Source organism: Pseudomonas sp. MYb2, from assembly GCF_002979955.1.
GTDB lineage: Bacteria > Pseudomonadota > Gammaproteobacteria > Pseudomonadales > Pseudomonadaceae > Aquipseudomonas.
This window is the reverse complement of record NZ_PCQC01000020.1, coordinates 81383-96290: the sequence shown is the minus strand read 5'-3', so window position 1 is coordinate 96290 and position 14908 is coordinate 81383. Positions and strand designations below refer to the sequence as shown.

The following is a 14908-nucleotide window of genomic DNA, read 5'->3' as shown; positions in this document are numbered from 1 at the left end:
AGTCCATTGCCCATAGCTATGTCAGATATCGCCGCTTTTCTAACATCCAGAGTTCGCTCGGAAACGTATCGATCCCCCCGGCAACCGTTGGTTTACGGCACAATTGCCTTCAATCCGGCTCTACGCCGTTGATGTTTCTGATCCTCGGCAGAGTGAGCCCATCGTGCAGACCACCCGCTTGACACTGATTTGCCACGCACGAACCGTCGCACAGAAATTGGCGTGTTTTCCTACGAACGAGCCCGTTGAAGATGTTGCTCTGCCGCTTGGCACAATGGCTGCTCGCTTCAATGCGGCGCGACGTTTGCTCTGCGGCCCCGAACTGCGCACCCGGCAGACAGCCGCCTGGTTCGGGGCGGATGCTCGGGTTGACGAGGCATTGCGCGATTGCGACTGGGGAAATTGGCACGGGCGATCAATCAAGGACCTGCAAACGACGCAAGCGCAGGCTTTGCAAGCGTGGCTGACAGATCCGCATGCAGCGCCCCCCGGCGGCGAATCAGTGACGGATCTGGCCACGCGAGTCGCGGCATGGCTGCAAAGTTTGCAAACGACGCCGGGGCATGTGGTGGCGATCACCCACCCGTACATCGTGCGTGCCGTGCTGATGCAGGTGATGCAAGGCGCGGCGTTCAATGCAATCGACGTCGAACCGCTGTCAGTCATCGAGTTGCGCTTCAACGGGATCTGGCGGCTACGCTTGCCGGGCATCGACATCGAAGGAGCATGCTAATGAAACAACTGCTGGTGATCGGCATCGGTGCCGGTAATCCGGACTACATCACGATGCAGGCGGTCAAAGCGCTGAATCGGGTCGATGTGTTCTTTCTGCTGGATAAAGGCCAGAGCAAGGACAAACTGATCGATCTGCGCCGCGAGATCTGTGAACGCTACATCAGCGATCCCGCCTACCGTTTCGCCGAAGCCGCGAGCCCGGAGCGCGAGCGCGGCGATGTCGACTACAACGCGAGCGTCGATGAACTGAACTGCGCCAAGCAAGCGACCTTCGAGCGGCTGATCAATGAAGAATTGTCTGACGGCCAGTGCGGCGGTTTTCTGGTGTGGGGCGACCCGGCGCTGTACGACAGCACCCTGCGTATCCTTCAGGCGATTCTGGATTCGGGTCGTTGTCAGTTCGAGTTTGAGGTCATCCCCGGCATCACCAGCGTTCAGGCGCTGGCGGCGCGGCATAAAGTGCCGTTGAACAGTATTGGCCGCTCCGTCGAGATCACCACGGGCCGGCGTCTGGCGGCGGGGCAGGTGAGTGATGCCGACAGCCTGGTGGTGATGCTTGATGCCGAGGATTCCTACCACCACGTGGCCGACCCGCAAACTGCGATTTACTGGGGCGCGTATCTGGGCACGGCGGATGAGATCCTGATCAGCGGCAAACTTGGCGATGTCGCCGATGAGATCGAGCGGGTGCGCAAGGCTGCACGGGCGGAGCATGGCTGGATCATGGATACCTATCTGTTGCGCAAGTCCTAGATTTTCGCTGGCCTCATCGCTGGCTTGCCGGTGATGAGGCCCACCAGATCACCTCAAGACCTGACAAGGGCGCCACGCCCGAACCGCTCCCGATACACCGACGGCGGCACGCCCACCACGCCGCGAAACGCCACCCGAAAACTCTCCACCGAGCGATACCCGCAACGCTGCGCAACCTGTTCGGTGTTGTCCGTCGTGCTCTCCAGCAACTCCCGCGCCCGCGCCAGTCGTTCATGCTGTAGCCACGCCTTGGGCGACTGCCCGCAGGCTTCGGTGAAACGCCGCAAGAACGTCCGCTCGCTCATCGCCGCTTCGCTGGCCAGTTCGCGCACCTCCAGTGGTTCATGCAGGCGTTCGCGCGCCCATTGCATGACCCGTGACAAATCGTTGCGCGGCGTCGGGCTGACCGGCGTCGGAATAAATTGCGCCTGACCACCGGTGCGCTGCGGCGACATCACCAGCCGCCGCGCCACCGTATTGGCAACCTGAGTGCCAAAGTCACGGGCCACCAGGTGCAGGCAGGCATCGATTCCGGCGGCACTGCCCGCCGACGTGATCAGCTGTCCCGAGTCGACGTAAAGCACATCGGCGTCAACAGCAATCATCGGGAAGCCTTGTGCCAGTTCCGCCGCGTAGCGCCAATGCGTGGTTGCCGCATGGCCGTCGAGCAGACCGCTGGCGGCCAGCACAAACACCCCGGAACAGATCGACAACAGTCGCGCACCCCGGCCGTGAGCCTGGCGCAGAGCATCGAGCAACGCTTGCGGCACCTCGGCATTGCGGTCGCGCCAACCTGGAATGATGATGGTGCGTGCGGTGGCGAGCAGTTCCAGGCCGCCATCGGCCAGTACTTGAATGCCACCCATGGCGCGCATCGGGCCTTGATCGACCGCGGCAATCACGTGTTCGTACCACGGGAATTCGAACTCCGGCCGAGCCAGACCGAAGATCTCCACGGCAATGCCGAACTCGAACGTGCAGAGGCCGTCGTAGGCCAGAATCGCAACCAGTCCTGGAGAGGCAGGCATTTGGCGGAAAACTCCCGATGAGTGTCTTGTGCGCCACTGTAGCGATTCGCGTCGTCTCGATAAAGTCTGTTCATTCCCATCGATACGTAGGAGCAACACCACATGCCGAGCCTGGTTCGCGAAATTCCTGCCGCCCCTTCGGCGATTGCACTGATGCATTTCAGCAATCGTCTGACCTTCGAAACCGATTGTTCCGACGTGTTCGGCAGCCAGCAGGCCGGCGAGGTCGATTTTGTGTTGGTGGACGTGCGCGGACCACTGGCGTTTGAACGCGGCCATGTACCGGGCGCGATCAATATTCCCGGACGGTTGCTGACGGCAGAAGGTTTAGCCAGCTACCCGAAGAGCGCGCTGTTCGTGGTCTATTGCGCGGGCCCGCACTGCAACGGCGCCAACAAGGCTGCAGTGAAACTGGCGGCGCTGGGTTATCCAGTCAAAGAGATGATCGGCGGCATTACCGGTTGGCTGGATGAAGGCTTCGAACTCAACGTGCCCAAAACTGCAAACACCCCCATCAACTGCGCCTGCTGATCACCTGTAGGAGCTGCCGCAGGCTGCGATCTTTTGCCGTTGTTTTCAAAAAAAACACCAGATCGCAGCCTTCGCAAGCCCCCGCATAGGGCTTGTCCTACAGCCTTTGCACCACGACAGAGCAGCCGTTGACCCCGGTCAATGGTCGCGCCGAATTTTTGTAAGTATTTGTCGCTTAAACACAATTTACCCTGTGCGCGCCGCCATAGACTGCCGGCCACTTCGGTATTTGCCGTTAAAAGGCCATGACCGAACGCTGAATCGAAGCTGCCAATAAAAGCCTCCGCACACAGGAGTTATAAATGAAAAAGCTAGTGATGTTCGGTGCCCTGGCACTGTCGATGTTGTCTCTGACCGCTGTGGCCGAAGACGCCAAGCCGATCCGCATCGGTATCGAAGCCGGTTATCCGCCATTCTCGATGAAAACCCCTGACGGCAAACTGACCGGTTTCGACGTCGATATCGGCGATGCGCTGTGTGAGCAGATGAAAGTCAAATGTACTTGGGTCGAGCAGGAATTCGACGGTCTGATCCCGGCGCTGAAGGTGAAGAAAATCGACGCGATCCTGTCCTCGATGACCATCACCGACGATCGCAAGAAGAACGTTGATTTCACCATCAAGTACTACCACACCCCGGCGCGTTTCGTGATGAAGGCAGGCTCGGGCGTGAAAGACCCGCTGACCGAGCTCAAGGGCAAGAAAGTCGGTGTGCTGCGCGCCAGTACTCACGACCGTTACGCCACTGAAGTGCTGGTTCCGGCCGGGATCGACCTGGTGCGTTACGGCTCGCAGCAGGAAGCCAACCTCGACATGGTTTCCGGGCGTATCGATGCGATGCTGGCCGACTCGGTCAACCTCAGCGACGGTTTCCTGAAAACCGAAGCTGGCAAAGGTTTTGAATTCGTCGGCCCGACCTACGAGGACGCCAAATACTTCGGTGGCGGCGCCGGCATCGCGGTGCGCAAGGGCGATACCGCGCTGGCCGAGCAATTCAACCAGGCCATCACTGAAATCCGCGCGAACGGCAAGTACAAGCAAGTGCAGGACAAGTACTTCGACTTTGACGTGTACGGCCATTAATACGCCGTCAAAAAGTGGCCCCGTGTAGGCGGAGGCCACTTTTTTTATGGCCATGATTTATCCTGCCCCACACCTTCCAACGCAGGAGCCTGCGGCAGCTCCTACAGAGATAGCGGAGTTTTCTCATGCAACGTATCGACCATGTTCTACCCTGGAGCCATTTGGGCAGCGAACGCTCTCTCAGCGTATTCCGTTACGGCGCCGGCGACCGCAAGGTGTATATCCAGGCCAGCCTGCACGCCGATGAGCTGCCAGGCATGCGCACCGCATGGGAACTCAAGCAACGCCTTAACGACCTCGAACAGCAGGGCCGCCTGCACGGTGTGATCGAGCTGGTGCCGGTGGCCAACCCGATCGGCATGGACCAGCATCTGCAAGGCAATCACATGGGCCGTTTCGAAATGGGCAGCGGCAAGAACTTCAACCGCGCGTTCGTCGAACTCAGTGCGCCGGTCGCCGCTTTGATCGGCGCGCAGTTGGGTGCCGATGCCGAGACCAATGTCGTCCTGATTCGCCAGGCCATGGGTCAGGTGTTCGATCAACTGCCGGCTCCCGCCTCGCAACTGGAAGCCCTGCATCGACTGCTGCTGCGCCACGCCTGCGACGCCGATATCACCCTCGATCTGCATTGTGATTTCGACGCTGCGATCCATCTTTATGCGCTGCCGCAACATTGGCCGCGGTGGCAATCTCTGGCGGCCCGTCTGCAGGCTGGCGTGGCGTTGCTGTGTGAGGATTCCGGCGGCAGCTCGTTCGATGAATCCTGTTCGACGCCTTGGCTGCGTCTGGCGCAAGCCTTCCCCGCTGCGGCGATTCCGCCAGCGAACCTCGCCACCACGCTGGAGCTGGGAAGCATGGGCGACACCCGGGTCGATCAGGCTCAGGCCAATTGCGAGGCTATTCTCGGTTTTCTCGCCGAGCAGGGTTTCATCAGCGGAGAATGGCCGGCGGCGCCGAGCGAATGCTGCGAAGGCATGCCGTTCGAAGGCACCGAATACCTGTTCGCGCCGCACCACGGCGTGGTGAGCTTTCTGCGCCGCGCCGGCGAATGGGTGGAAAAGGGCGATGCCTTGTTTGAAGTGGTTGATCCGTTGCAGGATCGTCTGACCACCGTGTATGCGGGGACCAGTGGTGTATTGTTCGCGATTGATCGCGGGCGCTATACCGAACCCGGGATCTGGCAGGCGAAGGTGGCGGGACGGGTGCCATTTCGCACTGGCAAGCTGACAAACGACTGATCGTCGCCTGGCGCGTTTGCCGGCTGGTTACCGGCAGATGACGCCCCTTGATCGTTCCCCCTCGCGCGTTATCTCGCCGGCCGGCGGCGGTGTAGGACAGCTGAGGCATTCGGCCAGTAAAAAAACCACTGAAAAGCGGCAAATTGCTGGCCCCCGAGGCGCATCTTCATCGGCAAAATCGCCTTTTTTCAAAAGGTTAGGTTGGCTATATGCGGACGATTGTCATAACCGTTGCAACGCTTTCCCTGGCTGTTCTTGCCTCGGGCGTCCAGGCAAAAGAGTTAAGCAAGAGTCACCGGTTTGCCTGCATCTGGGGTTCCGATATCGCCGCCGGCGCACAGCAATCCAAGCTGTCGGGCATCTCCCTGTATGGCGCGCGCAAGCAGTTGCAGGTGCGCAGGTTTCAGCAGCCATGGATGCGCATGACGGCGATGGGCATCACCGAGCAGACCTACAACAGCACTTCAAAGCTCAAGCCTGCGGCGGTCAAGCAGACTTACTACGAGCAGTGCGTCAGGCACGAACTGGCGCAGCGTTGAAACACCAGCGAGGAACCCTTGTCGTGTGAAATTCAGTGTTGGCGCTGGAGTACCATGAGCCATCTTTATCACCTGCAGAGTCCATTACCGCATGCCTGATCTAACGCGTATCACGTCCTTGTTCGATCAGGCGCAGCGGGCCATGCGGCTGGTCTGGGGGACATCGCGAGGCTTGTTTCTCGGGCTGGTACTGGCAACGCTGGTTGCCGGGCTGCTGCCGGCACTGGCCGCATGGTTGGGGCAGCGGATCGTCGATGCCGTGGTTGCGGCGATGCAGTTGCACGCGCAACAGGGCAGTGCGCCGCTGTGGCCCGTGTTGCGTTATGTGTTGTTGGAAGCCGGGGTGTTGGCGTTGTTATCCGGCACCCAGCGGGCGCTCTCGGTGCAGCAGTCGCTGTTGCGGGTGCAACTGGGACAGAAGGTCAATACGCTGATTTTGCAGAAAGCGCAGACCCTGTCACTGGTGCAGTTCGAAAACTCCGAGTTTTACGACAAACTGGTGCGTGTGCGTCGCGAGGCTTCGACCCGGCCACTGGCGCTGGTCATGAAGTCGCTGGGCTTGACTCAGAACCTGATCATGCTGATCAGCTTCGGTGTGCTGTTGGTGCATTTTTCGCCGTGGGCGCTGGTGTTGCTGGTGGTCGGTGCATTGCCGGTATTTTTTGCCGAGGCGCATTTTTCCGGTGACGCCTTTCGCCTGTTCACCCGCCGAGCGCCGGAGAGCCGGCAGCAGAGCTACATCGAAACCTTGTTATCTCACGAGACCTATATCAAAGAGGTCAAGCTGTTCGGCTTTGCCCCGTTGTTGCTGCAACGCTACCGCGACACGTTCGCCAGGCTGTATGCCGAAGATCGACGCCTGACGTTGCGGCGTGATGGTTGGGGTTTCGGCCTTGGCCTGCTCGGAACCGCAGCGTTTTACCTGGCCTACGCCTGGGTGGTGACCGATGCCGTGCATGGCCAGATCAGTCTCGGCCAGATGACCATGTATCTGGTGCTGTTCAAGCAAGGCCAAAGCGCGGTGAGCAGCAGTCTGAGTGCGATCAGCGGTCTCTACGAGGACGGCCTCTACCTGACCAGTCTGTATGAATACCTGGCCGAACCGGTGCAGGTCGATACCGGTCACCTGACGGTCGGCGTCCGCCCAGGGGATGGCTTGCGTTTCGAAAACGTCGGTTTCCGTTATCCCGGAGCCAGTCGGCCGGCATTGGAAAACATTGACCTGCAACTGTTGCCAGGCCAGAGCATGGCGTTGGTCGGGGAAAACGGTTCTGGCAAGACTACGCTGATCAAGCTGCTGACCCGGCTTTACCACCCCGATCAAGGGCGCATTCTGCTCGACGGCAGCGATTTGCAGGAATGGCAGGAAACCGCGTTACGTCGGCGCATTGGCGTGATTTTTCAGGATTACATCCGCTACCAGTTCACTGTCGGCGAAAACATCGGCGTCGGCGATACCCTGGCGTTCAGCGACCAGCAGCGGTGGCAGGAGGCTGCTACCCAAGGCATGGCGGCACCTTTTATCGAAGGGCTCGACAAGGGTTACGCCACGCAATTGGGACGCTGGTTTGCCGGTGGTCAGGAACTGTCCGGAGGGCAGTGGCAGAAGATTGCCTTGTCCCGCGCGTACATGCGCCGTGATGCAGACCTTCTGATCCTCGATGAACCGACTTCGGCTCTCGACCCGGCGGCGGAAGCGGCGGTGTTCGAGCATTTCAGCCAGCACAGCGAAGGGCGCATGACCTTGCTGATCTCCCACCGTTTTTCCAGTGTGCGCAATGCCGATCACATCATCGTGCTGCAACAAGGGCGGATTCTCGAGCAGGGTGGCCACGATGAGCTGATTGCCACTGCCGGGCATTACGCGCAACTGTTCGATTTGCAGGCGCGCGGGTACCGCTAGGTGTCCCGCGAGCTGCGCACGCTCGCAGGCCCGGCCACCCGAGGGGCGGTTTTGCTCTGCATCAAGCTGTCGAGCGCCTTGCGGTAATTCTGCCCGCCGAGGGCCATGCTGTTGTTGTGCGTGGCGCCCGGCACCAGCAACAGGCGTTTGGGTTGCCGGGCGGCGTTGAACAACTGTTCGCTGAAGCGCGGCGGCACGAACGCATCAGCCAGACCATGCACCACCAGTAAAGGCATATGGATGTCGGCGATTTTGTCGATCGAATCGAATTTTTGCGACAGCAACCAGCGCACCGGCAAGGACGTATTGGCCACTGCGGCCGCAACATCGGCCAGGGATGTGAAGGTCGACTCGATCACCAGCCCCCGCACCGGCAGTGGGACGTTTTTACGCGCAGCATCCTTGCCGAGTTCTGCAGCCAGATCGATCGCGACAGCGCCGCCGAGTGAGTGGCCATAGATCAGCCGTTTGCTGGGATCAGGTTGCAGCAGCTTGAAGCGTTCCCACGCCACCCGCGCATCTTCGTAAACGCTGCTTTCGGATGGCAGATCACCCTTGCTCTGGCCGAAGCCACGGTAGTCGATGGCCAGCACCGAATAGCCCGCCGCGCGCAGTTGTTCGATGCGGAACAGCTGTCCGGTGAGATTCCAGCGTACGCCATGCAGATACAGGATGGCCGGGGCATTGGGTTTTTCCGCCGGCCACCACCAGGCATGGATGTTTTGTCCGGCCTTGAAACTCTTCGGTTGCAGATCGAGTTCCTGCACGCTGCCGGGCAGGCCGCGATACCAGCCGGCCGTGCCCGGTTCAATGCGAAACAGCAGCGTGCGCTCGGTGTGTTCGAGCACGGCACAACTCGTCGGCACGCCGATAATCAGCGCAGCCATGCAGGCGAACGCCAAGCGACGGCGACGCAGACGGGTCATGAAGGCGAGGAACATTAAACGTTTCACCAAAGGTCGGACAAAGAACGCTTTTTACCAGATGCCTTGGCCTGCGGCGTGACATTTTCGACCACCGTACCTGCGCAACGATTACAAAATGCTGCAACAACTCAGCAGACCTGCAGCACGATCTTGCCGATATGGTCACCGGCCTCCATGTGCGCGTGGGCCTGGGCGGCGTCGGCGAGCGGATAGACCTTGTCGATGAGTGGCAGGCAGCGTCCGGCGGCCAGCGCTGGCCACACGTGCTTGCGCAGTTCACTGGCAATCGCCGCTTTTTCTGCAGCATTGCGCGCGCGCAGCAGCGAGCCGGTAATCACCGCACGTTTGGCCATCATCGCCAACAGATCAAAGTCGTTGGCCTTCGCGCCGCCGAGGAAACCGAGCATCACCAGCCGGCCGTCCATCGCCAGGGCACTGACGTTATCGTTGAGGTAGGAACCGCCCATGATGTCGAGAATCACATTCACGCCCTGACCAGCGGTTTTCTCGGCGATCACTTTGGCGAACTCTACTTCGCGATAGTTGATCGGCTGGCCACCGAGCGTGCTGATCGCCGCGCATTTCTCAGGGCTGCCAGCGGTGGCGAAGGCTTCGATACCGAATTCGCGGCAGAGCATCAGGGCGGTGGTGCCGATGCCGCTGGTGCCACCATGGATCAACGCGCGCTGACCTTTGCTGGCGCCACCGAGACCGAACAGATTGGCCCACACGGTGAAAAACGTCTCCGGGATCGCGGCGGCTTGCACCCAGTCGAGCCCCTCGGGAATCGGCAGCGTTTGCCCGGCCGGCACAGCGGCGTACTCGGCGTAGCCGCCACCATTGGTCAGCGCGCAGACGCGGTCACCGACGGCGAACGGGCTGACGCCGGCGCCAAGGGCCACAACCACCCCGGCAACTTCCAGGCCGGGGATCGGGTTCATGCCCGGTTTCATCGGGTATTTACCGGCGCGTTGCAGTGCATCCGGGCGATTGATCCCGGCGGCGTGCACGCGGATCAACACTTCACCTTCGGCGACGTCCGGGAGCGGCACGCGTTTGGCTTGCAAGACGTCGGGGCCACCGGGTTCGGTGATTTCGATGCGGGTCATTTCGTGGGGTAAGGACATAGTGCTTCCTCCTGATAAAAGTGCGTGTAGATGGGAGTCGTGCATCCCTCGATAAATTCAGGTCAATCCCGATAACCCTGTGGGAGCGAGCTTGCTCGCGAAGGCGCCGGGACAGTCAGTGCAGGGTTGTCAGATAAAGCGCTTTCGCGAACAGGCTCGCTCACACGTTGGGTTATGCGGGCCCAAACGTTCATGGCCTGTTCCAACAGCAACGCCACGCCAATCGCACCGCAGGCAATCATGAACAGCATCGCGTGGTGGCCGCCATTGACGTTGAACAGCGCCGAATAGGCAAACCCGGCCAGCGCCTGGAAAGTGGCAAACGACACCGTGGCGCGGCTCCAGGCGATTTGCTGGCGAGCGTGCTCCGGCACCAGTTCGTGCACCCGCGCCAACGCCAGCGGCACGATGCCCGGCGGGAACGAGCCGAGAATCACCGCGAGCAACGCCAACGCCAGGAATGATTGGGAAACCGCCAACAGCCCGAGGGTAATCGCCTGAATCACCAGCACCAGGCGAATGCTCAACCGCGCGCCGAGCTTGTCGGCCAGAAAACCATAACTCACCGGGCCGACAATCGCGCCCAAACCGTACATCACCCACACCAGCGCGCCGACGTGCGCGCCGGCACCGAGGCCGCGGGCCACGTAATCCACCAGAAAGACCATGGCTGGCACCAGTCCCGCGGCCATAAAGGCGTACTGCGCGAACAATACATAAACGCCGGCAGGTGTCGGTGCAATCACGGTGTTTTGCGCAACAATCGGCGCCGGCAGATCAGCGGGCCAGCCAAACCAGCTCACCGCTGTCAGCAACAGCGCGATGGCACCGAGCCCCAGCCATGTGGCTTGCAAACCGAGGTTCAGCAGTGGCGGCACAATCGTCCCGGAGCCGGCAATGCCGAGGCCGATGCCGAGGAATATCGCGCCACTGGCCAAGCCCTTGCGAGCCGGTGGAACATGTGGCAGCACCGTCGCCGCGACCAGCACCATGATTGCGCCCCCGGCGATGCCCGACAGCAAGCGCCAGCCGAAAAACCAGCTCACTGACAATGGGAACGCACAGGCGAAGAATGCCGCCGTGACCACCAGCATCATCAGGCGCAGGGCGTTTTTATTGCCGAGATGACGCGCCATCGGGCGGCCGAGCAGGGCGCCGATCAAGTAGCCAATCAGATTGGCTGCGCCGAGATACACCACATCGTTGGCAGAAAACCATTGCGCCTGAATCAGCGCGGGAATCAGCGGTGTGTAGGCAAAGCGTGCCAGTCCAATGCTGACCAGGCTGGCGCAGAGCCCAGCGAAGATCGGCAGCCAGAGAGCGCCGGAAGTTTGAGTGCGCATGATATTGACGTTTCCGAAGAAGGTTTATGGCACCCAGCATATCGGCTATCGTTGCTGCGTTTATGCAGCGAATTTCCATTGTTGTGATGCGAAATTGCATCAAGGGGAGGCAGGGTGAATTGGGATGATGCTCGGGTGTTTCTCGCGGTTTGCCGCGCGTCGACATTGCGCGGGGCCGCGCGTGTCCTGAATGTGGATCAGGCGACGGTCGGGCGGCGCCTCAGCGCACTGGAAAAGTCCCTTGGCGCGACGTTGTTCCTGCGTACCTCCGACGGCTACGCCTTGACGGCGGTAGGCGAGGCGGCGCTGAAGAATGTCGAGAAAATGGAGCATTCAGCACTGGAACTGGAGCGGCAGATCCAGGGGCTCGATGATCGACTGACAGGCAGTGTGCGGGTCAGTACCACCGATTCGCTGGCCATCGATTTCCTGATACCGGCCATGGCCCGCCTGCATGAACTGCATCCCCAGGTACAGGTGCAACTCGACGCCTCTACGCAAATTCTCAGTCTGGCCAAGCGCGAGGCGGATATCGCGGTGCGCAATACGCGACCGGACAACCCGGATTTGATCGCCCGGCGAATTGCCCGTTGGCCCGTAGGACTTTTCGCAACTCAGGCATATGTCGATAGCAAGGGCGCACCGGAGCCGGGCACGGCATTTGAAGGCCATGATCTGGTGGTCTATCAACCATATCTGGCGAATAAAAAGGACCTGACCCTGGTCTCTGAACCGATGAATCGCGGGCGGATCGTCGCCAGTCTCAGTTCAAGTCTGCTGGTACGCCGCTCGATTGCAGCAGGCCTGGGCGTTGGAGAAATCCCGGTCTACATGGGCGAGCGCGACGGTCTGGTCAGAGTCTGGCCAGAGCGTACCCGGCCAGAGCCCTATGAGGTGTGGCTGGTGACCCATGCGGATCTGCGTCATACCGCGCGGGTGCGGGCGGTGATCGAGCAGATAGTCGAGGCGTTTGCACTGGAGAACGAATAGGTTCCAGGGCGGTTTTGGCAGAGCTACAAGGCCTGATGAAACGGCCTACGTCCGGGTCAGAATCCGCTGGCTTGTGAGTCTGCGGGGAGAGCTCTATCGTTGACGTCAATGGCCACGGAAGGTCTCGGTAACCCGAAAGGTGTCGAATTGAACGTCAGGGAAGTGCTTCAAAATCCAGTGTGTGACACGTCGAGCGAAAGTCGGAATAGCCAAGCCATGAATGACATCAGACGCGAAGAGTTCAATGCCAGGATCGAGACCATCGAGGCACGGATGGATGCCCGCATCAGCGAGGTGTCGACAAAAATCGATACTGGGGTGAATGAACTGTCGACAAAAATCGATACCCGGGTGCGTGAAGTGTCGGCAAGAATCGATGCGTTTCTCGTCGCTCAGGCTGAGCGGGACAAGTGTCAACTCGAACGAGATAAACGCTACGATTTGCTTTCGATGGAAATGCGAGAAATTGCCAGGAGGACAGAGGAATCTGTCAGGCAAGGCGCTACGGTAAAGGCTAATGTCTGGGCGGCCACTGCCGTGCAGTTGGTTGGCATCGTGGCGATCGTTGTCGGTGCCTACTATGCCAACCAGGCCAACATGTATGTCGCGATGCAAACGACACTGGCAGCGATTCAGGCGGGCAAGGAGTTCAGCGTACCCAATCCCTTCGAGTTTTCATTGCCTGAATCGGCGCAATAAAAAAACGGCCTTCAGTGAAGGCCGTTTTTTGTGGGCGTTAATAAACTGCCTCATGGCATCTGCGGCAACTCCTGGGGCCGCAAGTCAAACACCAGCACTTCGGCATCCACGCCATTGCTCAAGGTCAGTGCCTGTTCTTCACGAACCCGCACGCCGTCACCTTCGCGCAATTGCACGCCGTTCAGTTCGACACTACCGCGTGCCACATGCACGTAGGCGTAGCGGTTGGCCGGCAGTTCCAGGGTGGCGCTTTCCTGGCCGTCGAACAGCCCTGCGTAAACCCGTGCATCCTGACGAACTTTCAGCGATCCGTGACTGCCTTCCGGCGAGATGATCAGTTGCAGACGACCGCGTTTTTTCTGCGCGCTGAAATGCTCCTGCTGGTAACGCGGTCTGGCGCCGCTGACTTCCGGCACGATCCAGATTTGCAGGAAATGCACAGGCTTGCTCGCCGAGTGGTTGAACTCGCTGTGCGCCACGCCGCTGCCGGCGCTCATCAGTTGCACGTCGCCAGGGCGGATGACGGAACCGGTGCCCAAAGTATCCTTGTGTTCCAGCGCCCCTTCGAGCACGTAGGAAAAGATCTCCATGTCGCGATGCGGGTGCTGGCCAAAACCTTTGCCGGCCGCCACGCGATCATCGTTGATCACCAGCAGGTCGGAGAAACCCTGCTCACGCGGGTCGCGGTAGCTGGCGAAAGAAAAGGTGTGGAACGACTTCAACCAGCCATGATTGGCGAGGCCGCGATCGGAGGCTTTGCGAAGAGTCAGCATGATGAAATCTCCTTGCGGGACGTGAATTCGTCCGAGTGAGGAGAAGGTTACTGTTTACCTCTCTGCACAATAAGTAGATGGAAATTGAAAGACTGTCCTGATCAGGTTGACAGTTTTGCGGCGCCGTTCACGGAATTTCTTGCCCCGGTATCGTCGCACTTGGCCATAATGTTCGGCCTGTCTGACACGTTTATCTTTTTTTGATCACAGTGATGGTTCCCATGAAAACCGTGGCAATGGTGCTGTTTCCAGACTTTCTTCTGCTCGACATGGCCGGGCCGATGGAAGTGTTTTCGGTGGCCAACCGTTACTTGCAAGCCGAGTCGCACTATCAACTGTTTACCCTTGGCACCGAGCACGGGCCATTGCGCGCCTCCAATGGCGTACGGGTGCAGGCCGATCGGCACATTGATGACGCCAGTGATCACTATGACTTGCTGCTGGTGCCGGGCGGCCCCGGCGCCTACAACGAAAGATTTCCAGGATTGTGCGCCTGGCTGCCAGGCGCGGTGCAGCGTGCTGCCTGCTATGGCTCGATCTGCACCGGTGCGTTTGTGCTGGGGCATGCCGGATTGCTTGACGGCTATCGCGTCACCACCCACTGGAACTACACCGAGCGTTTGATCAAAGGTTTCCCCAAGGCCAGCGTCGCGACCGATCAGATTTTTGTCGAGGATCGTAATCTGATCACGTCCGGCGGGGTCACCGCCGGGATTGACCTGGCACTGGCCGTGATTGCCCGGGACCACGGCAAGAAACTCGCCCAGGACGTGGCCAAAGTGCTGCTGGTGGTGATGAAACGTCAGGGCGGTCAGGCGCAGTTCAGCCCGTTGATGGCTGCCGTGGCCCCGCAGGAAACGCCCGTCACGCGGGTGCAGAACCATGTTCTGGAACACCTCGACGAAGCGTTCACCGTCGAGCGCATGGCGAGTCTGGCGAACATGAGCGCGCGTCACTTCGCACGAGTGTTCGCCCGTGACGTCAACATGACCCCGATGGAGTTCCTGCAAAGTGCGCGCATCGATTGTGCGCGAAACTTGCTCGAAACCAGTGATCTGCCGCTGAAAACCGTGGCCTATAAAAGTGGCTTTGGCAGCGTGCGGCATATGCGCTCGCTGTTCGCCGAAAAGCTCGGTCTGACCCCCGCACAGTACCGCGAACAGTTCAGCTAGAGCGGTTCTGTCCGTCTGGCGCACCCGGATGTCCGTGCTGCGCCCTGCGTGGTGGTTGTACCGTCACCT

15 protein-coding genes are annotated in these 14908 nt (G+C 60.1%); 10 read left to right on the top strand and 5 right to left on the bottom strand.

Annotated elements, in window-relative coordinates:
* Positions 1 to 163: 163 nt before the first annotated feature.
* Entirely contained in the window at positions 164 to 733 is a 570-nt protein-coding gene (locus CQ009_RS25125) for a histidine phosphatase family protein (RefSeq protein ID WP_064392551.1), read from the top strand.
* Positions 733 to 1488: a precorrin-6A synthase (deacetylating) gene (gene cobF, locus CQ009_RS25120; protein ID WP_105709053.1), complete on the top strand. Its 756-nt coding sequence runs from the start codon at positions 733 to 735 to the stop codon at positions 1486 to 1488. Before CQ009_RS25125 ends, cobF begins: the two co-directional genes overlap by 1 nt.
* Before the next feature lie 53 nt (positions 1489 to 1541).
* Here the strand turns inward: cobF and ftrA are convergent, their stop codons facing one another.
* Positions 1542 to 2516 carry a transcriptional regulator FtrA gene (gene ftrA, locus CQ009_RS25115; protein ID WP_064392554.1) on the bottom strand — a complete coding sequence of 325 codons (975 nt, stop codon included), beginning with the start codon at positions 2514 to 2516 and terminating at the stop codon, positions 1542 to 1544.
* Positions 2517 to 2618: 102 nt separating this feature from the next.
* On the opposite strand from ftrA, the gene CQ009_RS25110 reads away from it, so the two are divergent.
* The 5 genes from CQ009_RS25110 (at position 2619) to CQ009_RS25090 (ending at position 7809) form a co-directional block, all read left to right on the top strand.
* Positions 2619 to 3047: a rhodanese-like domain-containing protein gene (locus CQ009_RS25110; RefSeq protein WP_064392556.1), complete on the top strand. Its 429-nt coding sequence runs from the start codon at positions 2619 to 2621 to the stop codon at positions 3045 to 3047.
* 302 nt (positions 3048 to 3349) lie between these two features.
* Positions 3350 to 4129: an ABC transporter substrate-binding protein gene (locus CQ009_RS25105; RefSeq protein ID WP_064392559.1), complete on the top strand. Its 780-nt coding sequence runs from the start codon at positions 3350 to 3352 to the stop codon at positions 4127 to 4129.
* Between the two features lie 125 nt (positions 4130 to 4254).
* Positions 4255 to 5367 (top strand): succinylglutamate desuccinylase/aspartoacylase family protein, encoded by a 1113-nt coding sequence (locus CQ009_RS25100; RefSeq protein ID WP_105709052.1) that lies wholly within the window; start codon positions 4255 to 4257, stop codon positions 5365 to 5367.
* Positions 5368 to 5576: 209 nt separating this feature from the next.
* Positions 5577 to 5906, top strand: a complete 330-nt coding sequence (locus tag CQ009_RS25095) for a hypothetical protein (RefSeq protein ID WP_064392564.1) — start codon at positions 5577 to 5579, stop codon at positions 5904 to 5906.
* A gap of 91 nt (positions 5907 to 5997) precedes the next feature.
* Positions 5998 to 7809: an ABC transporter ATP-binding protein gene (locus tag CQ009_RS25090; RefSeq protein ID WP_064392566.1), complete on the top strand. Its 1812-nt coding sequence runs from the start codon at positions 5998 to 6000 to the stop codon at positions 7807 to 7809.
* Here CQ009_RS25090 and CQ009_RS25085 read toward each other — a convergent pair.
* The 3 genes from CQ009_RS25085 to CQ009_RS25075 all read right to left on the bottom strand — a co-directional run bounded on the left by CQ009_RS25085 (position 7806) and on the right by CQ009_RS25075 (position 11205).
* Positions 7806 to 8750, bottom strand: a complete 945-nt coding sequence (locus CQ009_RS25085; protein WP_064392568.1) for an alpha/beta hydrolase — start codon at positions 8748 to 8750, stop codon at positions 7806 to 7808. The two genes, CQ009_RS25090 and CQ009_RS25085, sit on opposite strands and share 4 nt — an antisense overlap.
* A 113-nt stretch (positions 8751 to 8863) precedes the next feature.
* Positions 8864 to 9862 carry an NAD(P)H-quinone oxidoreductase gene (locus CQ009_RS25080; protein ID WP_105709051.1) on the bottom strand — a complete coding sequence of 333 codons (999 nt, stop codon included), beginning with the start codon at positions 9860 to 9862 and terminating at the stop codon, positions 8864 to 8866.
* Between the two features lie 62 nt (positions 9863 to 9924).
* Positions 9925 to 11205 carry a YbfB/YjiJ family MFS transporter gene (locus tag CQ009_RS25075; protein ID WP_105709050.1) on the bottom strand — a complete coding sequence of 427 codons (1281 nt, stop codon included), beginning with the start codon at positions 11203 to 11205 and terminating at the stop codon, positions 9925 to 9927.
* 114 nt (positions 11206 to 11319) lie between these two features.
* Here CQ009_RS25075 and CQ009_RS25070 point away from each other — a divergent pair, with 114 nt between their 5' ends.
* Complete coding sequence (locus CQ009_RS25070) at positions 11320 to 12195, top strand: LysR family transcriptional regulator (protein ID WP_105709049.1); 876 nt, start codon at positions 11320 to 11322, stop codon at positions 12193 to 12195.
* Between the two features lie 216 nt (positions 12196 to 12411).
* Entirely contained in the window at positions 12412 to 12894 is a 483-nt protein-coding gene (locus tag CQ009_RS25065; RefSeq protein WP_105709062.1) for a hypothetical protein, read from the top strand.
* 50 nt (positions 12895 to 12944) lie between these two features.
* Here CQ009_RS25065 and CQ009_RS25060 read toward each other — a convergent pair whose 3' ends face one another.
* Positions 12945 to 13667 (bottom strand): pirin family protein, encoded by a 723-nt coding sequence (locus tag CQ009_RS25060; protein ID WP_064392577.1) that lies wholly within the window; start codon positions 13665 to 13667, stop codon positions 12945 to 12947.
* Positions 13668 to 13888: 221 nt separating this feature from the next.
* Here CQ009_RS25060 and CQ009_RS25055 point away from each other — a divergent pair, with 221 nt between their 5' ends.
* A complete protein-coding gene (locus CQ009_RS25055; protein WP_105709048.1) occupies positions 13889 to 14839 on the top strand; it encodes a GlxA family transcriptional regulator in 951 nt (316 codons plus the stop codon).
* Positions 14840 to 14908: the final 69 nt, after the last annotated feature.